General features: G+C 46.6%; 22 protein-coding genes. 7 read left to right on the top strand and 15 right to left on the bottom strand.

The window, feature by feature from the left end:
- Window positions 1–25: 25 nt before the first annotated feature.
- Complete coding sequence (gene gspC, locus VT06_RS11460; RefSeq protein ID WP_046554445.1) at window positions 26–961, bottom strand: type II secretion system protein GspC; 936 nt, start codon at window positions 959–961, stop codon at window positions 26–28.
- A gap of 168 nt (window positions 962–1,129) precedes the next feature.
- Here gspC and hslR point away from each other — a divergent pair, with 168 nt between their 5' ends.
- Both hslR and hslO read left to right on the top strand, forming a co-directional pair.
- Complete coding sequence (gene hslR, locus VT06_RS11455; RefSeq protein ID WP_046554444.1) at window positions 1,130–1,540, top strand: ribosome-associated heat shock protein Hsp15; 411 nt, start codon at window positions 1,130–1,132, stop codon at window positions 1,538–1,540.
- 10 nt (window positions 1,541–1,550) lie between these two features.
- A complete protein-coding gene (gene hslO / locus VT06_RS11450) occupies window positions 1,551–2,396 on the top strand; it encodes an Hsp33 family molecular chaperone HslO (protein ID WP_046554443.1) in 846 nt (281 codons plus the stop codon).
- A gap of 46 nt (window positions 2,397–2,442) precedes the next feature.
- On the opposite strand, the gene VT06_RS11445 is transcribed toward hslO, so the two are convergent.
- The 4 genes from VT06_RS11445 to VT06_RS11430 all read right to left on the bottom strand — a co-directional run bounded on the left by VT06_RS11445 (window position 2,443) and on the right by VT06_RS11430 (window position 8,868).
- Complete coding sequence (locus VT06_RS11445; RefSeq protein ID WP_046554442.1) at window positions 2,443–6,159, bottom strand: S8 family serine peptidase; 3,717 nt, start codon at window positions 6,157–6,159, stop codon at window positions 2,443–2,445.
- Window positions 6,160–6,531: 372 nt separating this feature from the next.
- Window positions 6,532–7,845: a two-component system sensor histidine kinase EnvZ gene (gene envZ, locus VT06_RS11440; RefSeq protein ID WP_046554441.1), complete on the bottom strand. Its 1,314-nt coding sequence runs from the start codon at window positions 7,843–7,845 to the stop codon at window positions 6,532–6,534.
- Window positions 7,845–8,570, bottom strand: a complete 726-nt coding sequence (gene ompR, locus VT06_RS11435) for a two-component system response regulator OmpR (protein WP_046554440.1) — start codon at window positions 8,568–8,570, stop codon at window positions 7,845–7,847. The genes envZ and ompR overlap by 1 nt, the downstream gene beginning before the upstream one ends.
- Before the next feature lie 94 nt (window positions 8,571–8,664).
- Window positions 8,665–8,868 carry a hypothetical protein gene (locus VT06_RS11430; protein WP_046554486.1) on the bottom strand — a complete coding sequence of 68 codons (204 nt, stop codon included), beginning with the start codon at window positions 8,866–8,868 and terminating at the stop codon, window positions 8,665–8,667.
- A 209-nt stretch (window positions 8,869–9,077) separates the two neighbouring features.
- On the opposite strand from VT06_RS11430, the gene VT06_RS11425 reads away from it, so the two are divergent.
- Window positions 9,078–11,393 carry a Tex family protein gene (locus VT06_RS11425; protein WP_046554439.1) on the top strand — a complete coding sequence of 772 codons (2,316 nt, stop codon included), beginning with the start codon at window positions 9,078–9,080 and terminating at the stop codon, window positions 11,391–11,393.
- A 6-nt stretch (window positions 11,394–11,399) separates the two neighbouring features.
- Here VT06_RS11425 and VT06_RS11420 read toward each other — a convergent pair whose 3' ends face one another.
- From VT06_RS11420 to bioH, 3 genes are all read right to left on the bottom strand, one after another.
- The gene (locus tag VT06_RS11420) at window positions 11,400–12,311 is read right to left on the bottom strand and encodes a putative metalloprotease CJM1_0395 family protein (RefSeq protein WP_046554438.1); all 912 of its coding nucleotides are present in this window, start codon (window positions 12,309–12,311) and stop codon (window positions 11,400–11,402) included.
- Window positions 12,312–12,316: 5 nt separating this feature from the next.
- Window positions 12,317–12,622: a hypothetical protein gene (locus VT06_RS11415; protein WP_046554437.1), complete on the bottom strand. Its 306-nt coding sequence runs from the start codon at window positions 12,620–12,622 to the stop codon at window positions 12,317–12,319.
- Window positions 12,623–12,693: 71 nt separating this feature from the next.
- On the bottom strand, window positions 12,694–13,470 hold the full coding sequence (gene bioH / locus VT06_RS11410; protein WP_046554436.1) for a pimeloyl-ACP methyl ester esterase BioH: 777 nt from the start codon (window positions 13,468–13,470) through the stop codon (window positions 12,694–12,696).
- 31 nt (window positions 13,471–13,501) lie between these two features.
- On the opposite strand from bioH, the gene VT06_RS11405 reads away from it, so the two are divergent.
- Entirely contained in the window at window positions 13,502–14,227 is a 726-nt protein-coding gene (locus VT06_RS11405) for a ComF family protein (RefSeq protein ID WP_046554485.1), read from the top strand.
- Here VT06_RS11405 and VT06_RS11400 read toward each other — a convergent pair.
- Window positions 14,215–16,755, bottom strand: coding sequence for a M14 family zinc carboxypeptidase (locus VT06_RS11400; RefSeq protein WP_046554435.1), 2,541 nt, complete (start codon window positions 16,753–16,755; stop codon window positions 14,215–14,217). The genes VT06_RS11405 and VT06_RS11400 overlap by 13 nt on opposite strands.
- Window positions 16,756–16,883: 128 nt before the next feature.
- Between VT06_RS11400 and nfuA the strand changes: the two genes are divergently transcribed.
- Both nfuA and VT06_RS11390 read left to right on the top strand, forming a co-directional pair.
- Window positions 16,884–17,462 (top strand): Fe-S biogenesis protein NfuA, encoded by a 579-nt coding sequence (gene nfuA, locus VT06_RS11395; protein ID WP_046554434.1) that lies wholly within the window; start codon window positions 16,884–16,886, stop codon window positions 17,460–17,462.
- Between the two features lie 56 nt (window positions 17,463–17,518).
- Window positions 17,519–18,529 (top strand): polysaccharide deacetylase family protein, encoded by a 1,011-nt coding sequence (locus VT06_RS11390; protein ID WP_046554433.1) that lies wholly within the window; start codon window positions 17,519–17,521, stop codon window positions 18,527–18,529.
- Here VT06_RS11390 and VT06_RS11385 read toward each other — a convergent pair.
- The 5 genes from VT06_RS11385 to VT06_RS11365 are packed head-to-tail and all read right to left on the bottom strand — an operon-like array spanning window position 18,526 to window position 22,300.
- Window positions 18,526–19,173, bottom strand: coding sequence for an SCO family protein (locus VT06_RS11385; RefSeq protein ID WP_046554432.1), 648 nt, complete (start codon window positions 19,171–19,173; stop codon window positions 18,526–18,528). The two genes, VT06_RS11390 and VT06_RS11385, sit on opposite strands and share 4 nt — an antisense overlap.
- Window positions 19,163–20,074, bottom strand: coding sequence for a heme o synthase (cyoE, locus tag VT06_RS11380; protein ID WP_046554431.1), 912 nt, complete (start codon window positions 20,072–20,074; stop codon window positions 19,163–19,165). Before cyoE ends, VT06_RS11385 begins: the two co-directional genes overlap by 11 nt.
- Entirely contained in the window at window positions 20,075–21,070 is a 996-nt protein-coding gene (locus tag VT06_RS11375; RefSeq protein WP_046554430.1) for a heme A synthase, read from the bottom strand.
- Window positions 21,067–21,582, bottom strand: coding sequence for a hypothetical protein (locus tag VT06_RS11370; RefSeq protein ID WP_046554429.1), 516 nt, complete (start codon window positions 21,580–21,582; stop codon window positions 21,067–21,069). Before VT06_RS11370 ends, VT06_RS11375 begins: the two co-directional genes overlap by 4 nt.
- Window positions 21,569–22,300 (bottom strand): SURF1 family protein, encoded by a 732-nt coding sequence (locus VT06_RS11365; RefSeq protein WP_046554428.1) that lies wholly within the window; start codon window positions 22,298–22,300, stop codon window positions 21,569–21,571. The genes VT06_RS11370 and VT06_RS11365 overlap by 14 nt, the downstream gene beginning before the upstream one ends.
- Before the next feature lie 26 nt (window positions 22,301–22,326).
- Between VT06_RS11365 and VT06_RS11360 the strand changes: the two genes are divergently transcribed.
- Window positions 22,327–22,536, top strand: a complete 210-nt coding sequence (locus tag VT06_RS11360; RefSeq protein WP_046554427.1) for a DUF2909 domain-containing protein — start codon at window positions 22,327–22,329, stop codon at window positions 22,534–22,536.
- A gap of 9 nt (window positions 22,537–22,545) precedes the next feature.
- Here the strand turns inward: VT06_RS11360 and VT06_RS11355 are convergent, their stop codons facing one another.
- On the bottom strand, window positions 22,546–23,427 hold the full coding sequence (locus VT06_RS11355; RefSeq protein ID WP_046554426.1) for a cytochrome c oxidase subunit 3: 882 nt from the start codon (window positions 23,425–23,427) through the stop codon (window positions 22,546–22,548).

The following is a 23,427-nucleotide window of genomic DNA, read 5'->3' as shown; positions in this document are numbered from 1 at the left end:
TTTAACCAATTGTTATCTAATAATGTTATTGCGACAGACTAATCAGAATATCTCTGATTTCGCCGTCCCGTTCTATTTTAATGGCGGCTTCACTGGCATCCCGTAAGTCATTAATAACCCGCATTGCCTGTTGCAAATCGTTTAGTGGAATACCGTTTATTTCTACCGCGAGATCATTTTGCTGCAAACCCAGTTGGTTAAACAGTGCAGGGTCTTTGCCTGGCATTAAGCGGTAGCCTACCAGTTCCCCATTATTGCGCTGTGGCGATACCCGGACAAAATCGAAAAACTTCATTGGCTCTGCCAGCAATTCATCTCTGCTGATGCCTAAATCGCTGGCGTCAAGTGCCGGGGCTTCAGCTTGAAGTGCCACAACCTGATCGTTGTCATAATTTATATCAGGATTATCCACCCGGCCTAAACCCGCATTGGCCTGAGCCATTTTGGTATACTCGATACCATCGAGCATTAAGGTTTCAAAGCGACCGGCTTGCTGAATGAGTACCCGGTCGTCTAATACCTGTTTTAACACCGCATTAGTTCCTTCTATGGTATCGTCGATAGCATAAGTGGCCTCACTGCCACGGCTTTCAATAATGGCACTGCCGTTATTGGGATTAGCCTGAGCAACTACACCGGTAAGTTTGACATTAAGCTGCGTTTTAGGTGCCTCAGTTACCACTGTTTCTACCTGCTTTGGCGCTGCACTAACTTGGCCAAATAACGCATAATCTAGCAGTTGTTCAAGGTTAATGGCTGACTTGCCCGTTACTAACGCGGCCGGCTGTTGCAGCAATGCTGGTTCAGCTAATTCAGGAGAGGGAAGTAATTGCCAGCTAAGCCGCGCTATCCACCAGGCAAGCAGCAGCACCAATGCCACATTCAATAGCCTGCGTAAGGTGTTGACCGGCAAGTGCTGGCTATAGCGATTAAAATGTTGCAATGACAAGGACAGATTCATCTCAGCTTTCTTATAATAGTTTCAGCTTCATCTTACTCAGTTGTCGGGCAGCCAACAAGAGCCAGCGGTTATTTTCACAACTTACTAACAGTAAAAATAATCCTTAGTGTACGCTTCACCGCTCGTTTGGCACTATAATGCACTTTCAGTTCAGCATATAGGTTAATTATGACAACACCTCAGGCCAAACAGCAGCAGAATGACAGTATTCGTCTGGATAAATGGCTGTGGGCATGCCGTTTTTATAAAACCCGCGGCTTGGCTAAAAGCATGATCGACGGTGGCAAAGTACACTACAATGGCCAGCGCTGCAAAGCAAGCCGCCAGGTAGAAGTTGGCGCCATTATTAAACTTGCCCAAGGTACTGACGATAAAGTGGTAGAGGTGCTGGGTTTGTCAGAAAAACGCCTGGCTGCAGCACTTGCCCAAGCGTTATACCATGAAACCGCAGCGAGCACTGAGCAGCGCCTGGCACGAGCGGAGCTACGCAAAACGAATAGCTTGTTTGCACCGCACCCCGATACTAAGCCGGATAAAAAAATGCGCCGCCAGTTACTCCTTTTAAAATCCAAGCAGTAAGAGAGACACTATGATCCCTGATAAATTACACCGTTTTTTGTTTCAACAAAAACACGTACGAGGCGAGCTGGTACATGTGGCTGACAGTTTGGATCAAATGCTGCAAAACCATCATTACCCGCTGCCGGTAAAGCAATTACTGGCTGAACTGGTCGTCGCAACCAGCTTAATTACTGCTACGCTTAAATTTGATGGTGAAATTGCCGTACAACTGCAAGGTGATGGGCCGGTAAAATTTGCCGCAGTAAACGGCGACAACAAGCAAAACTTCCGGGCAGTAGTTCGACTGCAGGCAGAACTGAGCGGCGATAGCTTTCGGGAATTAATTGGTGAAGGCTATATGATCGTCACCATTACCCCGAAGCAAGGTGAACGTTATCAGGGCATCATACCGCTAACCGGCGATGGCCTAACCAGCACCTTAGAGAGCTATTTTGCCCAATCTGAGCAACTCCCCACCCGCTTGTACATTTATACTGACATTGCCAGCAAAAATACTGCAGCCGGTTTTATGTTGCAGGTACTGCCAGTGGAACCTGAAAAAGCTGCCGCCGATTTTGCCGAATTAGTCATATTGGCCGATACCATAACGGGCAGCGAATTATTATCCTTACCTGCTGAGCAAATGTTGTATCGGTTGTTTCATCAGGAACAAGTTGAGTTATTTCCGGCGCAAGATATACATTTTGTCTGTGGTTGCTCAAAAGAAAAATGTAAAACCGCGTTATACAGCATCGGCAAGCAAGCACTCAGTGAACATATTGCCGAAGGATCACTCGAAATGACCTGTGAATACTGCAATATGTGCTATAAATTTAATCCGGTTGAACTGCAGCAAATAAGTGATGCGTTATAAAAAAAGCCCCGCTGTTGCGGGGCTTTTGCTATCAATCTACAATAACCTATTTAGCGTTAAAGCGTCGACGTAATAACACTAAAGGTAGTAACAGCAAGCCAAACAAGCCTAGACTGCCACCAGAACCTTTGTTGACAGTTACCTGAACGTTGGCAGTGCCTTGCATGCCGGCACTGTCAGTAGCAGTAATCGTCACAGTCTGAACACGAACATCCGATTTAACCGGCATCCTGGCTAAAACAAGTCGGCCATTGTCTACTCTGAACAATGAATTGTTGCTGGTAAGGCTAACCAGATTGGCATTTGCCTCAGTGATTGTAGCTGTAACATTGCCTATTACAGCACCCGCAGCGCTACCAATTAGCACTTCACTGCTGGTCAGGTTCACCGTTACTATAGGCTGTTCGTCTGGCACGTTGCTTACCATTACCGTTAGCATTGCAGGTGCAGACACAGCACCATTGGCATCAATTGCCGCAACTTCAAACGTTACTTCCATCATTCCTGCTTCATAGTCAAGCGCTGCAGCATTTGCTACGGTAATAGCACCGCTACTGCTAATGCTAAACGCATTTGAGCTGCTAGCCAAAGTAACAATTTCAGTAATCACGGTTCTAAAGTCACTCGTTGCGGTAACTTGCCCAATCACTGTTCCGTTAGCAGTATTCTCTGCAACCATAACCACCTGATCGGCCACAATAACTGGTTCGGCTACCGGGGCATTAAAGTTAGCAATGGCAACCGCTTCAGCCTGGGCTGACAACATTACAAAGCTGCGGCTGTCATTTGCATCACGCTTAACATACGCTTTTTCACCTGGTGCTAAAATTTCAACCGTAGTATCAACAGGTGTTTCACCCTCTTCAACTGCTTGTGGCATAGCAACAGACGACAAGCTTATTGCCGGGGTTAAATCAACCCTAACCAAGCTAACTAATTCGTCTGCTGTATTGGCTGAATTAAGTGCAAAGCCATTCGCATTAGTTCTGAAACGAGCAACAATGTCGCTGCCTATATCATCAGCTGTCATGCCAATATCTTCAAAACAAGACTCCAGTGTAACCTGCTTGCCACCAGCATAATGATAGACATCACCCAGTTCACCCGATAACACTCCAAAACGGGTATTAAACGATATCATGACACCTGGATAAGCCGCATAGGTAGCGCCAAGACGGGTAATCAATAAGGTATTCATGGTGTAATCTAGTGTACCATCACCATTAATATCTAAATCAACTGCATAGTTACCTTGCAGTAAATGGTTAATGCCGCCCGCCAGATGAAAGGTTGGGTAAAGTGCATAACCACTGCTACAGAACGGTGCTGGTTCAACATTTAAAGTAACAGCCAGCATGTCGTGCTGTGGCATTAACGCAGCATTAACGGGTGAGGTTGCAACTAATGCTGAAGCTACTGGTTCAACGGGTATTACGCCGGTATTGGTTAAGGTATTAACCAGCTCATCTTCGACCATTTCGCTAGCCAGCGTTAGTTGGGCAGCAGGTTTTGGAATAATATGATAAACCATATGCAAGTCATGCTGACTACTGGTACTGGTGTCATTAAAGACCAAGGCACCATCAAACTCTGCCTGGCTTAATGCGTCGGCGGCACCAACATTAGTCCAGGTTAATCCGTTAACTAAACCAAATTCCGGTAATTTCGACGGATCAACGGTTAAGGTCACATCAAAGTGCACCGTTTGGCCAGCAGGGACGGTAACTGTTGCAGGATGTTGCCAACTAGTCGCGCCAGTTGCCGTTTTATCGGCAAAACGATCTTTAATAGTCAGCTGATAAATACGCTCTTGCATGCTGAAATTTTTCAGAGTAACCGTTTTGGTCATGCTACTTACTGCAGTTAACGTTTGTAACCCAAACGACAATGCCGCCTGACGGGTAGCAAAAGCAGCGTCATGCACCCAAGCTGCTACCGGTAAATTCACTGCTTTTTCAACATCCACTAAACCAGCGCCAATCAAACTAATTGGAGCTGCTGCCGCTGTTGGATTAATGGCTCGTGGTTCCATAAATACATCTAGGTTGGCAGAGTTCATTAATGTTGCTTTAATTTCAGCAGCATTACGATCAGGCAAGGCTTCACGCAACAACGCAGCTGCACCTGCGGTAATAGGACCTGAGAAAGAAGTGCCGTTTACTGGCGCCGTACCGGTACCGGTTCCAACTCGGGCTACGTCAATTGATACGCCCGGAGCAGTAATTTCTGGCTTTAACAAACCATCCATTGACGGACCACGCGACGTAAAGCCAGCTATAGCACCCGCACCTGATTTGCCCTCAGAGGTAATATCGTAACTAACTTCTGAACCCGCCAACAACATCGCATTGATGGCATCACCTACTTCTTTGGTAATCATTACCGCCGGAATAGTCACGCCAGTACCATCGCCACCTGCGGAGATAGGCGCTTCGCCCGGGTTACTGTTGGCGATAATAACAAAAGCCGCACCACGGGCCTGAGCATTAAGTACTTTTAGTGAGAATGCACAAGTACCACGTGAAAGGAGAACGGCTTTACCCGTTAGGTCAGCATCTGCGGCCAGCGTATTACAAGCCGTATAATCGCCAGGCACCCGGACTAAAGGGGTACTGGTAGAGTTAAAAGAAAAGTTGAAAGTAGGGTTAAAACCTGCAGCAACCATCGCTACCGTGTCGCCTTCTATCTCTGCACTGTCAAAAACACCGACCAAGGTTGTCGGATGAGTCATGGCACCAACAGATAACGCATTAGGTGTGGTACTTGGACCGCCCACCCTAAATGGCACATTACCGTCATTACCGGCAGAGATAACCATATTGACGCCTAGCTGTGCCGCGCGCTGGATCAGAAACTGGGTACCTGAAACCGTTGATGAAGAACCAAACTGACCACCCAGTGACATATTAATAATATCAACCCGATCTGCCAGATTGCCATCGCCATTGGGATCCATTGCCGCTTCAAGTGCCGAGATCTGGTTGGCTGCAGAACAGGTACCGGTACAAACCGTGTAAGCATATAAATCTACGTCAGGAGCAATACCCGTTACCGAGTGAGCTACTGAAGTACCGTGACCACCCGTTGGTGGGTCAATCGGGTTAGGATCTTTGTTAACAAAATCGTAACCGCCTTTAACCTGTCCTTGTGGCCACACCGGTGTGGTTTGGTCAGCAAACGCTGCAGCATAGGCTTCCGGAGTACCTAACCCACCAAAAATAGCATGGGTAAAGTCAACTCCACTGTCTAAAATTGCAACTTTGATACCAGCACCCGTTGCTTTACCTGACTGCACGGTTTGAACCGCTTTTATATATTCAGCACTGTCCGCAACATGTAATTCACTGTCATACAGCGGCATAATGTCGGCCACCAGAGCGTTTTGTTTTAACGCCTGAAGTGTTGCAGCGTCGGCAATAATAACCATGCCGGCAGCGAGTTTGGTAGTTTTAGTTAATATTTGAGCATCGGGGTTCAGGCTGAATAATACCTGACTAACGCTTTGCTGGGCATTTGCTGCATCCAGCGAGTATTGCTGAGCCATTGCTTTATCGAACTGATCGCCTTGCAATGCATCACTGGCAGCTGGGGCTTTTAATAATACATACCAGGCCGCGGGGGCTTGCTCGTCTAAACTCACAGTAACGTCGCCGAATATCTCATGGACACTCTGCTGACTGACGGGCTTTATTTTTGTAATACCGGCATGGGCATAACCAGCAATTGCTAAGCTGACAGCCGTTGCCAATAAGGCTTTATTCATAGTTCCCAAGGTAATCTCCTTTTGTACTGCTTTTGTACTTTAATATTATTTTTATTATTGTCTTGCAGCTAAAGAGGGTTCAGCTAAAAGCACAGACAACATTGTTTTTTCTTCTGACAGTTCAGATCACGCATCAGCGTAAGCAGCCAAAAAGTTAGTTTGCCTTATTTGAACTGCAATTCGTTTTATCACAGATGTTACCCGATGTAATTAGTAATTTGTAAGTGAGTGCGACAAACTGCCGTTAAAAGCATCATTTTCGTTATCGAAAGTTGACAGTGCCTTGCAAACAAGCATCTTTTATAAAAATTTCACTTAGCTACTCGCTGGCGACACATGCAACTTTTTGGCTTTCTTTAATTACATATTGTTTTAATTAGCAGCTTTAACCGAAAAATATACCCTTACCACCAACCCCCCATGAGCATGATTAAATAATCTGATACTGCCCTGATGCATATCGACGATTTTTTTAATAATGGCCAAGCCTAAACCAGAGCCACCACTGCCACGCGCTTCATCACCTTGGGTAAAAGGCGCAAACATAGCCTCCATTTTATGTTCTGGTATACCCGGGCCATGATCGCGCACTTCCAGGAAAAGTTGTTTGCGGCTTTTTTCATAGCCTGTGGTTATTGCAATATCACCATCACTGTAGCGCAGAGCATTTTCTAACAGATTGTTCAGCATCCGTTTTATAGCTATTTTACGTAGCATAATTGTCGGTAATTTCGGATCAAGTTCGGTAATAAAATGCCGTTGTTGCACGTGCTCAGCCTGCACTAATTCGTATATTAGTTCGTTCAAATTAACGCTTTGTAAGGCCTCTTGTTTATGGTGGCGTAAAAAATCAATAAACTGGTCAATAATGGCATTCATATCTTCGATATCATTAATAATGCCATCACGGATCCAGCTATCCGGCTCACTCATCATTTCCGATGCCAAACGAATTCGGGTTAATGGTGTGCGTAAGTCATGTGACACGCCGGCCATTAACAAGGCCCGGTCTTGCTCTAACCGCTTAATGCCCTCTGCCATGTAGTTAAACGCCCGGATCACCGCAATAATTTCAGTAGAACCTTTGTCGGCACTTAGTGGCGGCGGAATATCCCCTCGTCCAACTTGAAGAGCAGCTTGCTGTAATAACTTTAAGGGACGGTTTAAATGACGGGCAAATACCCAGGCGCCGCCCACACTTAACACGCCTATCAGTAATAAATAAAATGTTAAAGGCGAGAAGTCTGTTTCATCCAGGCCTGATAACGGTACTTTTACCCAGTATTGTGGCGCCTGTGGCGGCTGCACCCAAAAAGCAAAGGTATCGCCTTGCTCAATATGCACCAGTGCTTCGCCGCCTAATTCAGCTGACATTTGCTCTGAAAAATAGCCATAGTAGCGAGTATTAGCCAAACCGTTTTTCATTGCCTCAGCTTGGTTGTAAACCGCAATACCAGTCGCCTCACTGAAGCGCTGGGTTAGTTCGGCTGATAACAGTGGTGTATGCTGATTAGTATCAAGAAAAACTACTTTTATTTGCTTGGCAATAAGGTGATTAATTTGCTGAGTAGTAGGTTTAATAAAGTATAGCGCCACTGACACATACGACACCAGCTGGTTAATCAGTAATAAAAAACCAATTAAAAATACCGTTTGGCCAAAGGCACTGCGTGGCAGTAACCGCATCAGACAATACTGCCGTCGGGCACAAAAACATACCCCAATCCCCAAACGGTTTGAATGTAACGCGGATTCGATGCATCGTCCTCCAGCATGCGACGTAAACGCGATACCTGCACGTCAATGCTGCGCTCCATCGCAGAATAATCACGCCCACGAGCCTGGTTCATCAGCTTATCGCGTGACAAGGGCTCACGCGGGTGACTGACAAGTACTTTTAACACGGCGTATTCTCCACTGGTCAGTGGCAGCGGCTGGTCACCCTTGCGCATTTCGCGGGTGGCCAAATTAAAGGTAAAAGGCCCAAAGCTAATTATGGTTTCTTCCTGCGATGGCGCGCCGGGTAAATCTTTACTCTTACGCCGTAACACCGCGCGAATTCTTGCCAATAGCTCACGGGGGTTAAAAGGTTTAGGTAAATAATCGTCGGCACCCATTTCTAGGCCAATTATCCTGTCAACTTCATCACCTTTAGCGGTTAACATAATAATAGGTACATCGTTATTTTGTTGGCGTAACTTGCGGCATATCGACAAGCCATCTTCGCCTGGCAACATTAAATCAAGTACCACCAGATGAAAGTGCTCGCGCTCCATCAGCCGCTGCATTTGCTCGAAATTGCCAACACCCCGAACCTGATAACCCTGCTCCGCCAGATAGCGCTCCAGTAAAGCCCGCAAACGTAAATCATCATCTACTACAATAATTTTCAAAGTTTCCTGGCTGGCCATAACCCACTATCCTGTTATTTTTTCTCACTATAAACTAAAAAACCGCCACTGTTACTGCTATGGCGGTTAAACTATGTTACAAAATTTTTCAGTCTTATTTATTTTCCTGCTGTTGTTGCCGTTTTATTGGTGGGTTAACCCAATATACCGTAGCAGTATGCGAGCTGACTTTTGAAGAGTTTTCGACTTGTTGGATATAATCGTAATCTGGTTGAATTTGGTATTGAGGTACAGTACTGCAGGCAGCAAGCAAGACAATAGTTGGTAGCAACACGTATAGCTGAGGACGAGATTTCATTTTAAAACCCTCCGGTAATGCTAAAATCCACATTCAGTATAGCGTATTTTTTAACCAAGCGACCACGCTATTACCGCAGAATGTTGTGACTTTGGCGTATAATCTGATTGGATTTTTTGGTGCCGAAAGGTGACAATCCAACCTGTTTTTATACTACGTAGCGTACTTTGCCTGCCACTAGGGCCGCAAAGCCGAAGGATCCCATAGTTATGTCAATGATAGTTAAACAAATAGCCAGCGAAATTGCCGCACGTCCTGAACAGGTAGCAGCCGCCATTGCTTTGTTAGATGAAGGCGCTACGGTGCCATTTATAGCCCGCTATCGCAAAGAGGTTACCGGCGCACTGGACGACACCCAATTACGCTTACTTGATCAACGACTAAATTATTTGCGCGAGTTGGAAGAGCGGCGTCAGGTTATTTTAAAAACCATCGACGAGCAAGGCAAGCTAACCCCCGAGCTGCAACGCGACATTCTGGCTGCCGATAACAAAACCCGATTAGAAGATTTATACCTGCCATACAAGGCAAAGCGTCGCACTAAAGGCCAGATGGCCATTGAAGCTGGCTTGGCGCCGCTGGCCGAGACTATTGTTGGTAACCCGGAGTGCGATCCAGAACAACAGGCTGCAGCCTATTTAAATAGCGATGCTGGCTATACCGATACCAAAGCAGTACTGGATGGAGTTAAGTTTATTCTGATGGAACGTTTTGCCGAAGACGCCGCTCTGCTGGCCCGGTTACGCACTAAACTCAGTCGCGATGCCATATTAAAAAGTACGGTTGTTACGGGTAAAGAGCAGGCAGGCGCCAAGTTCCGCGATTATTTCAGCCACACCGAACAATGGAAAAACATTCCGTCACACCGGGCGCTGGCAATGTTTCGTGGCCGCAATGAAGGCGTGCTGCAATTACAGTTAGTGCCTGACAGTGATGAAACTTCGGCACATGCGTTGTGTGAACAAATGGTCGCCGATCACTTTGCCATTAAGATGCAACAACGGCCAGCCGATGCGTTTTTACGCACCGTAGTGCAATGGACCTGGAAAGTAAAACTGCATTTGCATCTGGAAAATGACTTGCTCAGTGAGCTGCGCGAGCGTGCTGAAGTGGAAGCCATTAAAGTATTTGCCCGCAATATGGCCGATTTATTAATGGCCGCACCGGCAGGCATGCGCCGCACACTTGCATTAGATCCTGGCTTACGCACCGGAGTTAAATGTACCCTTATTGACGAAACCGGTAAGTTGTTAACCCATACCACCATTTTTCCACATGCGCCGCAAAACTTATGGGATAAATCAGTGCGCACGCTCAGTCAGTTGTGCCAGCAACATAAGATTGAACTGATTGCTATTGGTAATGGCACCGCCTCACGGGAAACCGACAAGCTTGCGGGCGAGGTGATTAAAGTGGTCAATAATGAGCAGCTTAGTAAAGTGATGGTGTCTGAAGCCGGTGCCTCAATTTATTCGGCCTCGGAGCTAGCGGCTTTAGAGTTTCCTAATCTCGACGTTTCGCTGCGCGGTGCCGTGTCTATTGGCCGTCGCTTGCAGGATCCGTTGGCTGAACTGGTTAAAATTGAACCTAAGGCCATTGGTGTTGGCCAATATCAGCATGACGTTAATCAAAGCTTATTAACCCGCTCATTAGATGCGGTGGTAGAAGACTGCGTTACCGCAGTAGGAGTTGATTTAAATACCGCGTCTGCCGCGTTATTAGCGCGGGTAGCCGGTTTAAACAAAACCCTGGCCCAAAACATTGTGCAATACCGGGACGAACATGGCCGCTTTAACGAGCGTAAAGAGCTGTTAAAAGTGCCGCGCCTGGGACCAAAAGCCTATGAGCAGGCCGCAGGGTTTTTACGCATTAACAACGGTAAAAACCCGTTGGACGCTTCAGCAGTTCATCCGGAAGCCTATCCATTGGTTGAAAAAATTCTCAGCACCCAGCAACAGTCGGTACTGAATATTATTGGCAATAGCAGTTTTTTAAATAGCATAGATGCGACAGCCTTTGTTGATGAACATTTTGGTTTACCCACCATCAACGATATTTTAAAAGAGCTGGATAAACCGGGTCGCGACCCAAGGCCAGAATTTAAAACGGCCAGTTTTAAAGACGGCGTGGAAACCCTACAGGATCTTAAAGTTGGCATGTTACTGGAAGGCGTTATTACCAACGTTACCAACTTTGGCGCTTTTGTGGATATTGGTGTGCATCAGGACGGTCTAGTGCATATCTCATCGTTGACAGATAAGTTTGTCAGCGACCCACACCAAATAGTTAAAGCTGGCGATATTGTCAAAGTGAAGGTGTTAGATATCGACCTTAGCAGAAAACGCATAGCGCTAACTATGCGACTAGATGAACAACCTCAAGCAGCTGCTCAAGATAAACCAGTAACAAAAGGGGCAGGCATTAACAAGCCTAACCGGCAGCCGGGCAAAACAGCCAAAGCTGAACCGGGCAATGCGGCAATGGGCAATGCCTTTGCTGATGCATTAGCTAAATTTAAAAAGTAACAGCTTTCAGGCTTGCTGGCGCAGTGGCCGCTGCGCTGGCTCGGTTGCCAATTGATAAAACTGGCTAATCACCATACTGCGACGTTGCATTTGCGCTAGAGTATCAAACTCTGGAAAAACCAAACCCCCGGCAAGAGCTACATCAGCTAACGCGTTGTTATCATAACGAATTTGTGAGTTAACGATGGCAGCACCTGGCGGTGCAGAGTTAGCTTCATCACTACTGCTAAGCGTATCACTGGTGGCGCTGATAGCCGCAGCTAATGCCGGAGCTGTTTTTGCTGCTACCAGTTCAGCTTGAGCTTGCATTAACCGCTGACTAGCTTCAGCTGCAATTCGCCGATCTGCAGAAGATGGCTCTGCCGGCGCCAGAGCGGCTGCCGTTACCTGCTGCATCTTTTGAATGGTGGCCTGCGGATCGCCAGCCACTATAGCAATATCAATTTGTACTTCACCGCCTACGGCATACTGACGGCCGTCCGGCCCCAGCTGCATACTGTAACTCGGCGCGCCGGCATAGCGGCCACCGATACTGGCGTGGGCTTGCTCATGGTTTCGCACTTCCTGATCACGGGTTTTTAATTCTGTTATTTCCTGCTGTTCAGCTTGCTGTTGCTGCTGTTGCTCTGCCTCTTTTTGCTGTTGTTCAGGGTTATTTTCATCAGATTGATCAGGCCGGCCTTCGATAGCCTGCTGTGTTTCAGTATTTTTACCACTAGCGTCGTAATTGTTACCATTAGCAGCTGAATTGCTGTTACGGCCTTTATCTTCAGTAACGACTGCTCGTTCTGCTTTACCTTTATCCAGATCGCGTACGGGCTCAACCAGTTCACGTCGTTGCATATCACGCCGGGCTAATTCGGTAACCGGATTTGCCGTGTTTATGCTAACGTTAGGATAGTAAGAGGTAATTTGCATGACACTTACACTCTTACGTCGATAATAGTGCCCAGCGCTTCATCGGCGGCTTGTATTGAACGCACATTGGCTTGGGCATTACGCGATTCCGTATTTAATTGTGTCAAACTTTCCGCTAATGACGGAACTTGTGATTGACTTGAACGTGTTTGCTCCGGGGCTTCGTTCTGTCGTACTTCATTTTCTGCTGCCGCAACCTGCTCACGATTAGCGCTGGTTTGTCGGTTAATATTTACGGTGGCTTCGGTTACTCCACTTGAAGCACGTTGAAACCCTTGTAGACCAGCATTAAATGCTGATTGAATTTCCATAATTGCCTCTACTCGCTAAAACCAAAAATACTGTCTAATTATTGACCAAAAAAAGCGAAAAAGAAAGCACATTAGTCACAAGACAACTCAGTTGATGTTAACCAGCTAACTAGCCAACTCAGAAACTCCAGGCGATGTGAAATAAAGGGCGCGTGTGATGCTTTAGCCAGCACGCTAAAACGGGCTTTAGGCTGTAACTGCTGTAACTGTTGCACCACCGCTACCGGCACTAATGAGTCAAGCGCGCCGAAACAGCCTACTATCGGCTGGGTTAACGTAGTAAAAGTGCAGCGTAAATCTTGTTCTGTCAGAAAAGAGAGGCCCGCCCTCAATGCTTCAGCACTGGCCTGTGGCAATACGGTTATTGCCTGTTTAAGCATGGCGGCGTCATGTTTTGCAGTAACTGATCCCATAGCTTGAATAGCCAGGAAACGATTAATAGTTTGTGGTAAATCACGTTGCAACGACTGAGCAAACTGCTGCATAACTGATGCTTGCATGCCCGGCCAGTCTGCATGCTGCAAAAAAAAGGGTGTTGCAGCAACCAAAGCTAGCTGGCGTACTTTAGCCGGGTAACGTGCGGCCAGCGCAATAGCGAACAAGCCACCAAGCGACCAGCCACAGAGCAAGCTGTTATCCGGAATTTCTCGCGCCAGCCCAGCTAAAACAGCGTCAAAATTATACGGTTGAGGTAGCGACTGCGCCAAGCCAAAACCCGGAATATCTGGGGTAAGCACGTGAAAACCGGTCGGAATATCTGCCAGCAGAGTTTGCCAAACTCCCTGATTAACCCCCCAGCCATGCAGTAATACCAGAACAGGTTTGCCAGTGTGCGGGATCTCTGCCATGCTGCTACTATGTATCCTTAGTGTTAATTTTATGATTCACACGGTTTCTGCGCTGCTGCGGCAATGTTGGCACTACCTGCTGCCAGGCAGTTGTATGTGGTGCAGTTTACCGTTATCACAGCCTGGCCGGCAACTTTGTCTTTATTGTCAGCAGGCATTACCGGTTCTGCCTTACGCATTGTGTCATTTCAATCTACTATGGCTACCGGCGGTTGCGCGTGGTCTGGCTGACGCCAAGTTTGATCAGTTGCTCTGTTTGGCACATTACCAGCAGCCCTATCAGCACTGGATACCATTGTGGAAATACCACACTGATCTGGCTGCCGGCCAGCTGCTGCAACAACAACTCTGTTTGTTACTAGCAGCATATAAGGATGGCGGGCATCCAATGCCTGGGGCACTTACCTTTGTACCACTGCATTGGCGTAAACAAAGGCAACGCGGTTTTAATCAGTCTCAGCTGTTGGCTGAAGCACTTGGTAAGCAGTTACAGCTGCCGGTGTTAGCATTATTCGGTAAAACGGCCAGCCACAGTCAGCGCGGCCTGAACCGACAGCAACGACGGAAAAACCTGCGCCAATCATTTAGCTTAACCACACTTGCTCAGCCATTACCTGCACATATTGCGTTGGTAGACGATGTTATTACTACTGGCGCCACCGCAAACGCCCTAGCCCGACTGTTACGCCGGGCTGGGGTTAAAACCATTTCTGTCTGGACCCTTACTGTTACCGCCGCACCAGGTTATTCGCTTTGAATGGGTGCATTAAAGCTGTTCCCCAAAAACATCGCATTAACCAACAAGCGGCTGGAGCCGTAAAAATAACCTCGAAAAACCGGATTATCAGTCATACCAATTACCCGGCCACGACCAAGATTATGGGCTATTAATGCGGCACCCAGAGCAATTCTGGGCACATATTCACTAGCTGCATAGCCTGCCAAATGTGGATTTTCGCTGTACAATCCAACATTGACGAAAGGTAAGCTGCTAGGTTGCAACAACATGGTGCTGTTTTTAAATAATGGTAAGCGGGCACGGGGTACACCAAAGGTTAACGGATGAGTTAAATCAAGTTCAGCACTAAAAATAGCACCGGCAATCCGTTGCTTAGCCGCCAAAGCTTCCCGATCGCCATAAGCTACATCTTGGCTTGGGATTAACTGCTGCATCTCAGAACTTTGCCAAACCTCAGCGCGTAATAACCCCGCTTTGGCTAACCAGGCAGCACCACCTTTATGGCCCCACAGCACGCCACCCTGTTCGGTCCATTGCTTCAGTTTTTTTATCTGGCTGTCCTGCCATTGTCCATAATTACCATCGGGCAAAATGATATGGGTGTAGCGGTTTACGTTTATTCTTGCTAACCGGTCAGGCTCTACCATGCTGGGTGAAATACCGGCTAATCTCTCCAGGTTGTACCACACTTCGCCTGCCTCAGTTGAGTTAATACCAGGCCCGGCGATCAGCAATACCTCTGGTTTATTAACCACGGCAAAATTATGACTGCCCAAGTCGCTACCCTCAGGGGTGAGGCCTGTACGAATAGCATGCACTTTAACGCCATGTTGCTGCTGCAGCTGCTGCAACCGGGTAAACCAATCGGCTTTCTGCTGTAAACCTGCCGCTACCATCATGCTTCCTGGCTGGAATGTTACGGTGGTGTCGCTGGTTTGCGCGCTAAAGCGTTGTAAGGCAGTCCTGACTACCATGCCATCTTCCAGCAATGCTTGTAATAGTAACGGCGCTTGTTGATCCTGCCAGCTAAATATATAAGCATAAGCATCTGCCGGTAAAGGCTGCCTGAAACCGGGTACTGCTTGCCACTGCTGACTGGCCAATGCCCGGCCTGGCTCACGACTTACCGCTTTAAATTCAATATTAAAAGCATACGGCAAGGTCCAGCTTGATACGTCATAAAAAGTATTGTCTTTAAACTCTTTTTCGGTAGAAAAGGCGGCTTTAATCAATCGATACTGCACTTGTTGTAACGGGATAAAATAACTTTGGCCAGCCAAATATTTATAATCACCATCTTGCCAATCCCGACTTAACGGATACACTGCAATATGGTGTCGCTGTAAAATATCTAATAACGTATGCAACCGGCTCGAGTCACCATCATCAGTTAACATATAACCTTTGTATTTATAAACCTTAGCCTGCTGCAGGGCGCTTTGGTAAAACTCTTGTTGGTATTGCAGTAAATCCATTCGCTTTGCAATAGCACCGCGAATAGTTGACAACGATGCGGTAAATTGGTTTTTGATGGTATCGCTAAAACGCAGCAACCCATTTATTGACTCCTGTACATGACCGCGACTACTGGCTTGCTCAAACAAAATACCTACGCTGCCGTTTACATCTGGATAAGTCGAGCCTTTCCCTACATAAAAGTCATCAAAACTTTCTTCGCTGTAATATAACTGCCCTTGTGCATCAAATGCGGCAGCATGAAATTGGGCTATTGCCGCAGTAAGCTCAAAGTTACGCTTCGGTGTTAAAGGATAGTTGCGGCTGGGAATACCCGGTTGGAAAAAAAAGCTGCTGTTAGTACCCATCTCGTGAAAATCACCAACAACATTGGGAAGCCATTGTTGAAACTGGGCAATTCTAGCTTGGCTTTCCGGATGCTGTAACAATAACCAGTCACGGTTTAAATCGAACCAGTAATGGTTTGGCCGGCCGTTTGGCCAGGGCTCGATATGCTCTCGATGCTGCGGATCGGCAACCGGTTTACTGCCTTTATGCATGTTGGCCCAGTGGGCAAACCGATCATGGCCATCGGGGTTTAAGCTGGGTTGGATCAGAATAACCGCCTGACTTAGCCAGGCAGCAACTTCTTCGGTTTTAACCGCAGTTAAATAATGTGCCAGTACCAGAGCAGCGTTGGCAGCACTAGGCTCATTACCATGCACACCATAACCTAACCAAATAACCACTGGCGCATCGCTAGCAATAGTTTGTTGTTGTTTCGCTTGCGCCTGATGTTGCTGGCGAATTTCATCAAGTTTTGCTAAGTTTTCAGGTGATGAAATCACCAGTTGTAACAAAGGTCGCTGTTCATGACTATAACCAATAACTTCTAACATGGCGTTATCAGAACTCTCTGCCAAGGTTTCAAAGTAGCGTTGAATTTGGTCATGCCGGGCATGCCATTCTCCAACTGCATGCCCCAATGTTTGCTGTGGTGAAGGTAGCTTTGTGTCTACTGGCTCGTTAAAATACTGTGCCTGCACCATTGCAGCCCAGAGTGTAAAAAAAATTGCTACACTGAGTTTCATGCCTGTTTCCTTTAAGTTTTTACGCGCCCAGTTAGCCAGAAAGCGTGGCAAAACTCAAGCAGGGCTGGCAACAGCGCCTGACTCAGAGTATGATGAACATTAACCTAGTAATTTAGTCGGGTATTAAGATGATTTCTATTTCAGAACAGGCGCAAGCCCATTTTGTAAAGCTGCTGGAAAAACAAGCTGCCGGTACCAGCATTCGGGTATTCGTTGTCAACCCTGGTACGGCTCAGGCTGAATGTGGCGTATCTTATTGCCCGGCAGATGCCGTGGAAGACACTGACATTCAAATTAACTTTAATGGTTTAAATGCCATTGTTGATGCTGAAAGCAAACCCTTTCTGGTTGATGCCGAAATTGATTTTGTTACCGATCAAATGGGTTCGCAGCTTACGTTAAAAGCGCCGAACGCCAAAGTGCGTAAGGTGAATGACAATGCGCCGTTGATGGAACGTGTGCAGTACGTTATTGATGCCGAAATTAACCCGCAGCTGGCAAATCATGGCGGCAGGGTATCGGTAATGGAGCTTACCGACGATGGCGTGGCAGTACTGCAATTCGGTGGCGGATGTAACGGCTGTTCTCAAGTCGATTTAACCTTGAAAGAAGGTATAGAAAAAGAATTACTGGCCCGCTTTATCGGTGAATTAAACGGTGTGCGCGATATTACTGAGCACCAGCGTGGCGAGCACTCTTACTATTAACGCATCACCAAGCTGTGGTATAACACCCTTAGTTTAACGACATTACCGGGGTTTTCATGCGCTTATTTGTTGTGTTAATTTTATTTTTTAGCGTAATAGCGCCGGTTAAGGCTGCGGTAATGCTGATCTACCATCACGTGGCCGACAATACCCCACGCGTAACCAGTGTTACTGCCAATGAATTACGCCAGCACCTGCAATATTTTAAAGACAATAACTTTAAGGTAATTGGCCTGGATGTTTTAATTAACCACTTGAAACACGCTACGCCAATTGCAGACAACGCCGTAGTACTAACCTTCGATGACAGTTTTGAGAATAACTACACTACAGCCCATCCTATCCTGATGGAATTTGGCTACCCTTATACCATTTTTATCAGCCCCGGTAGCATTGACAACCGGGTGGGTCCGGTATTGAGCTGGCAACAAATTAAAAAAATGTCGGCAGACGGCGTATTAGTTGCCAATCACGCCATGAACCACGAGTATATGACACAGCTTGAACCAGGTGAAAACCAGGCAGATTGGCTGGCGCGCATGAAACAAAGCATTTTGCAGGCCGAACAGCGAATTAAAGAAGAAACAGGACAAAATCACCAGTGGCTGGCATATCCGTATGGTGAATTTAATAATGCATTGGAAGCGCTGGTTAAAGACCTCGGTTTTATTGGTATAGGTCAGCAATCTGGTGCTATCGGATCTGCCACTCTGTTAACCCGGATACCCCGCTATCCTGCAGCAGGCCAATATGCGAATTTAGCTAGCTTGTCACAAAAACTGCACACGCTGGCGTTTAATATCACTGACTATTTGCTGGCTGATCAACAAATAAAAGATAACCCACCAACGCTTCGCTTACAGCTAAAAATTGACGATTTCTTACCACAACAACTTACCTGCTATGCCGGCACTGAGACACTTAAACCTCACTGGCTTGACGATAATACCTTCGAAGTTACTGCCAGCAAAACGCTTAATCGTGGCCGCAGTCGTTATAATTGCACAGCGCCCTCGCTTAGTAAAAAAGGTTATTTCTACTGGTACTCTCAGCCATGGTTACATTAACGCCGCTGCAGCTGATTAATCACCAGTGGAAAGTCAGCCAATAATTGTTCACGATTAATCAGCGGTACCTCACCTGCCGCCATAACCGGTTTAAATATGGCAGCAACCTGACCCAATGGGTTAATCAGTACTACAGATGCACTATGGTCAACCAAATAATCCTGCTCGGTAGTGCTGCTCATCGCATACATCAAGCCAAGCTGGCGGACGAATGGAAATAACCGATCGTGACCCGCGGTTAAACCGGTTAGCGCCGGTTGCTTAAAATAATCGACATATTGTTTAAGTTGTTGCGGAGTATCACGCTGTGGATCAACCGAGATAAACCAAATTTGCAGCGGTTGCTGCAGTGTCGCAGCTAATTCAGCCTGCACCCCAGCCAATTTAGCCAGGGTTAGCGGGCATATATCCGGACAATAAGTATAACCAACAAAAGCCAGGGTCCATTTGTCTAATAAGTCGACCCGGCCACGTGGCTGATTATCCTGATCTGTTAGCTTAAACTCTGCCAGATTACGAGGCTGCGGGTAAACTAGCGCCTGCTCTGGTAGCGGTTGATGTTGATGTTGCCATAGTAAATACAACATTACCCCGGCAACCACAGCACCAGTGGATAGCAATAACACAATTACATTACGAAACATAAAATGCGGTTACCTTAAAATAATGATCAACTAACAATACTAAAAATAATAGCATTAGGTGCAGAATAGAAAATTTAAAAGTAGCCATTGCTGTTTTGCTGTCAGCCGAAAACTTTAGTTTCCAGGCATACTGTAAAAAACGTAAATTCAGTAACGTACTGCCTATCAGGTAAACCGCCCCCGTCATACCGACAATATAAGGCAACAAACAGACCAGACATAACAATACGGTGTAGAGCAGAATGGCGCTTTTGGTGTAGTCAATGCCATGAGTAACCGGCAGCATCGGCATGTTAACCTTGGCATAATCGTCGCGACGGTGGATAGCCAGCGCCCAAAAATGCGGTGGAGTCCACGTAAAAACAATCATTACCAACAATAGGGCATAACCATGAATATCGCCCGTCACTGCTGTCCAGCCCAACAATGGTGGCATAGCACCCGCTAAGCCCCCTATTACAATGTTTTGTGGTGTGGCTCGTTTTAAAAACATGGTATAAACCACCGCATAACCAAACAAACTCAGTAGCGTAAGCCAGGCAGTAAGTGGGTTTACACCAAAATACAGTAACACAAAACCAGTTGCTGCCAGCGCACAGGCAAAGGTTATCCCTTGCTGCGAGCTTACTCTGCCCTTCGCTATCGGCCGGCTGTGCGTGCGGGCCATCTGCGCATCAATACGCTGATCAACCACATGATTCAGCGCCGCTGCAGCGCCAGATAACAAACCAATACCGACGGTGGCTATGGCTACCACCGCCAAGTCAGGCAAGCCCGGCGCGGCCAACATCATGCCAACCCAGGCTGTTAACACCAACAGCGCCACCACTTTCGGTTTAGTCAGTTCCAGATAATCGCGCCAACGTGATACACCCTGCCGTGTTGCTGTTATAGTTGCCATCTATATCTCCTTGCTGTCTGGGCGGTAAAGCTGATACAGCACTACAACCAAAATCATCAGTAAATTCGCCCCTACAAAGTTATGCGCCACGGCATTAGCCAGCGGTAAATGCAGTATTACATTTAACAGCCCGAGCACAAACTGTATTAACAACACCACACCGACAGCGATGGCAAACCGTTGCATTATGGTTGTCTGCGCATGTTGATACAATTTAAACGCAAACAGGCTTACCACAGCCAGTGTGATAAACGCGCCAAAACGGTGAAATACATGCACCGTTTGCCGCGCCTCGGCTGACATAACACCGTATTCGTAATTACTATAGCCCAGGTGCAAATCAAATGCTTCGTCCAATGCCAGCCGGCTTACCCAACCTGCTTCACATATTGGCAGGTCAATGCAGGCGAGCGCAGCATAGTTGGCAGCGGTCCAGCCGCCCAGACCAACCTGCAGTAACACTATCACTGTCGCAACAATTGCCAGTGGTTTTAATGGGATTAATTTTGGTTCAACTACTCTTAGCTCCGGGGATAACTGCATCCAGTAAAGCGCTAATAAGCAAAACAGACTAAAACCGCCAATTAAATGTGCCAGCACTACTATCGGCAACAAACCCAGAGTAACCGTCCACGCTCCCAAGGCCGCCTGAAAAATAACCAGTAATAACAACGCCATCGGTAACCCGCGAGGTTGCCTTACTTTGCTGACCAGGCTGGATATAAATATTGCCGCTATTAACAGGCCAAGTGTGCCAGCCAAATATCGGTGGATCATTTCATTCCACGCTTTATGGGGTTCCAAAGGCCTTTCTGGAAACGCCTGAGCGGCAATTTCAATACTGGCGGGGTTCACCGGCACTTTCAAAAAGCCATAACAACCGGGCCAATCGGGGCAGCCCAAACCTGCATCCGTTAAGCGGGTATAAGCACCATAAATAATCACTACCATGGTAAGCAATAGGGTAATTGACACCAACCATTTATGTTTGGTCATACACTGGTCCTGTCATAATTTAATAGTTTTAATAGGTCGTAACGGATATTCCGGGCAATATCAGCCATTTCAGAATCTTGAAGTGGCATCGGGTAACTGAGTAACACTAAGCCTTTTTGATCCACCAGTAAAATTTGCTGCCGTAACGATGTAACATCAACCTTTTCTGCTTGCTGTTGAATAAACATCGGATACGCCGTCGGCTCACTCAATAGCCCCACCACTATTGGCTGTACTTGTTCTTGTTTTCGACCCAAGCCAATATATAACTGCTTTACGGTATGCAAGGCGTTATTACAACGCTCTTGGCACGGCGTATCCGTTAGCAAAACAATCCGCCAATGTTTTTTCTGGCCGCTTATATCGTCCAGCAGAAAAATTTCTTGTTGTAACCAGTGGCCTTTACTGGAGGTACCGGGGTTAAACCAACCCATTTCTAATACCAACTTGGCGCCAACTAATGGCAACACACAACACAGCACAAACAACAGCATAAATTTATTTTTGTTCATTTTCTCTCCCGCTGCGCCTGGCCGCAGCCAGTGCTACTGCTAAAACGGCGATTGCCAGCATAAACCATTGAAAGGCATAACCATGATGTTTTTCAGGTGGCATTACCACTGCTTGGTAATGCGGTAAAAAAGGGCTGTTATCCTGTTGGTACAACAACAGTAGAAATGACTTAAGCGGCAGCTGTGCTGCCATTTCTGTTAGTTCAGGTTGCTGAATGCGCTGCGGCCAGCCTTCGCTTTCAGTATTGGCCCCAAGCCGAAAACTACCCACCTTGCTGCGGATCAGCCCCTGCAGCTGAAATTCAGCAGGAATCGCAAGTTCTGGCAGTAGTGCTCTGTTGTCGCCAGCGGCAACCCACCCCAAGTTCACCAGCAAAACCCAATTTGTCTCGCTGTTTTGTACTGGAATAATCACATCGTATCCTACTTTCCCAGCCACAATCCGGTTATCCAGCAACCAGATGTAAGGCGCTAACCAGTGACCAGACCCGGCAAATAAAACACCATCAGCAGCAGCTGGCGTTAGTAAAGCTAACTGTTGCCAGTTAATAGCACCTTGTTGTTGCAGCTGCTCAAGCTGGCTGATTTGCATGGTTTTTTCAGTGGCACGTTGCAGTTGCCAATAGCCTAACTTGCTTAAAATAATAAAAACCGTCAGAGTAATCAGCAGCCACACTTTGTGAATACCGAAGTGCTGACCAAACACCTTAATCTGCATAATGAGCGAACCGGAGATTTAAACGTATGTTGCTTAAGCTTTTCATCATTGCACTACTACTATTTATTGTATTTAACCTGTTTCGGGCCGGCATTGTTATGGTGCGCAACGATCCTGAACAAAAACAGATGTCACGCTTGCTTGGGCGCCGGGTACTGTACTCTGTGGTAGTACTATTAATTATTATGCTGGCGATGGCACTAGGTTGGATAACACCCAACCCTCGGCCTTATTAAAAGTTAACGTTACAACATGTAAACGATAACAAATAAGCAGATCCAAACCACATCAACAAAATGCCAATACCAGGCAGCTGCCTGAAATGCAAAGTGTTTTTCCGGGGTAAAATGCCCCTTTAGCACCCGGAAAAATACAAATAACAAAATAATGGCGCCCAAAGTCACATGCAAACCGTGAAAGCCCGTTAGTAAGAAAAAGGTATTACCGTAAAAGCCGGAATCAAGCCGCAGGCCCAAATCACGATATGCATGAATATACTCATATACCTGCAGGCTTATAAAAGTCGCACCAAGCAGCAGTGTCAGTAATAACATTAACTTTAACTGCCCCCGCTTCTGCTGCTCTAATCCGGTATGGGCAAAATGTAACGTGACCGAAGAAATAACCAAAATAATCGTGTTTATTAACGGTAATCCGGTCCACGGCATTGCTTGAGTTTCTATACCACCCGGCGTTTTTATCAAGGGCCAGACGGGTTCAAAGTTAGGCCACAGTAATTCAAATGTCATGGCATTATTACTAGAGCCCCCCAACCACTGCATGGCAATTATCCGGCCATAAAATAATGCACCAAAAAATGCCATAAAAAACATAACTTCCGATACGATAAACCAACTCATACCCTGGCGAAACGATCGGTCCATCTGCGCACTGTATAAGCCACTCATTGATTCATCAATAACGTTTCTAAACCAGCCAACCAGCATAAATACCAGAATAGCGAATCCTAGTAATAGTAAATAACCGCCAAAGCCACTTTGCTGCTTTGAAATATCTATAACGTAATGCGCTGCACCAAAAGCAATAAAAAACAGTGCCACGGCACCAACAATTGGCCACGGACTTTGCGCGGGAACATAATATTTTTCATAGGTTTTTGTTGTCAT

The sequence above is a fragment of the Arsukibacterium sp. MJ3 genome, from assembly GCF_000987765.1.
Classification (GTDB): Bacteria; Pseudomonadota; Gammaproteobacteria; order Enterobacterales; family Alteromonadaceae; genus Alishewanella.
This window is presented reverse-complemented; position numbering and strand designations above follow the sequence as displayed.

Excerpts from the sequence above, each read along its gene's own strand:
- gspC (WP_046554445.1), bottom strand. The coding sequence starts at position 961 with ATGAATCTGTCCTTGTCATTGCAACATTTTAATCGCTATAGCCAGCAC.
- hslR (WP_046554444.1), top strand. The coding sequence starts at position 1,130 with ATGACAACACCTCAGGCCAAACAGCAGCAGAATGACAGTATTCGTCTG.
- hslO (WP_046554443.1), top strand. The coding sequence starts at position 1,551 with ATGATCCCTGATAAATTACACCGTTTTTTGTTTCAACAAAAACACGTA.
- VT06_RS11445 (WP_046554442.1), bottom strand. The coding sequence starts at position 6,159 with ATGAATAAAGCCTTATTGGCAACGGCTGTCAGCTTAGCAATTGCTGGT.
- envZ (WP_046554441.1), bottom strand. The coding sequence starts at position 7,845 with ATGCGGTTACTGCCACGCAGTGCCTTTGGCCAAACGGTATTTTTAATT.
- ompR (WP_046554440.1), bottom strand. The coding sequence starts at position 8,570 with ATGGCCAGCCAGGAAACTTTGAAAATTATTGTAGTAGATGATGATTTA.
- VT06_RS11430 (WP_046554486.1), bottom strand. The coding sequence starts at position 8,868 with ATGAAATCTCGTCCTCAGCTATACGTGTTGCTACCAACTATTGTCTTG.
- VT06_RS11425 (WP_046554439.1), top strand. The coding sequence starts at position 9,078 with ATGTCAATGATAGTTAAACAAATAGCCAGCGAAATTGCCGCACGTCCT.
- VT06_RS11420 (WP_046554438.1), bottom strand. The coding sequence starts at position 12,311 with ATGCAAATTACCTCTTACTATCCTAACGTTAGCATAAACACGGCAAAT.
- VT06_RS11415 (WP_046554437.1), bottom strand. The coding sequence starts at position 12,622 with ATGGAAATTCAATCAGCATTTAATGCTGGTCTACAAGGGTTTCAACGT.
- bioH (WP_046554436.1), bottom strand. The coding sequence starts at position 13,470 with ATGGCAGAGATCCCGCACACTGGCAAACCTGTTCTGGTATTACTGCAT.
- VT06_RS11405 (WP_046554485.1), top strand. The coding sequence starts at position 13,502 with ATGATTCACACGGTTTCTGCGCTGCTGCGGCAATGTTGGCACTACCTG.
- VT06_RS11400 (WP_046554435.1), bottom strand. The coding sequence starts at position 16,755 with ATGAAACTCAGTGTAGCAATTTTTTTTACACTCTGGGCTGCAATGGTG.
- nfuA (WP_046554434.1), top strand. The coding sequence starts at position 16,884 with ATGATTTCTATTTCAGAACAGGCGCAAGCCCATTTTGTAAAGCTGCTG.
- VT06_RS11390 (WP_046554433.1), top strand. The coding sequence starts at position 17,519 with ATGCGCTTATTTGTTGTGTTAATTTTATTTTTTAGCGTAATAGCGCCG.
- VT06_RS11385 (WP_046554432.1), bottom strand. The coding sequence starts at position 19,173 with ATGTTTCGTAATGTAATTGTGTTATTGCTATCCACTGGTGCTGTGGTT.
- cyoE (WP_046554431.1), bottom strand. The coding sequence starts at position 20,074 with ATGGCAACTATAACAGCAACACGGCAGGGTGTATCACGTTGGCGCGAT.
- VT06_RS11375 (WP_046554430.1), bottom strand. The coding sequence starts at position 21,070 with ATGACCAAACATAAATGGTTGGTGTCAATTACCCTATTGCTTACCATG.
- VT06_RS11370 (WP_046554429.1), bottom strand. The coding sequence starts at position 21,582 with ATGAACAAAAATAAATTTATGCTGTTGTTTGTGCTGTGTTGTGTGTTG.
- VT06_RS11365 (WP_046554428.1), bottom strand. The coding sequence starts at position 22,300 with ATGCAGATTAAGGTGTTTGGTCAGCACTTCGGTATTCACAAAGTGTGG.
- VT06_RS11360 (WP_046554427.1), top strand. The coding sequence starts at position 22,327 with ATGTTGCTTAAGCTTTTCATCATTGCACTACTACTATTTATTGTATTT.
- VT06_RS11355 (WP_046554426.1), bottom strand. The coding sequence starts at position 23,427 with ATGACAACAAAAACCTATGAAAAATATTATGTTCCCGCGCAAAGTCCG.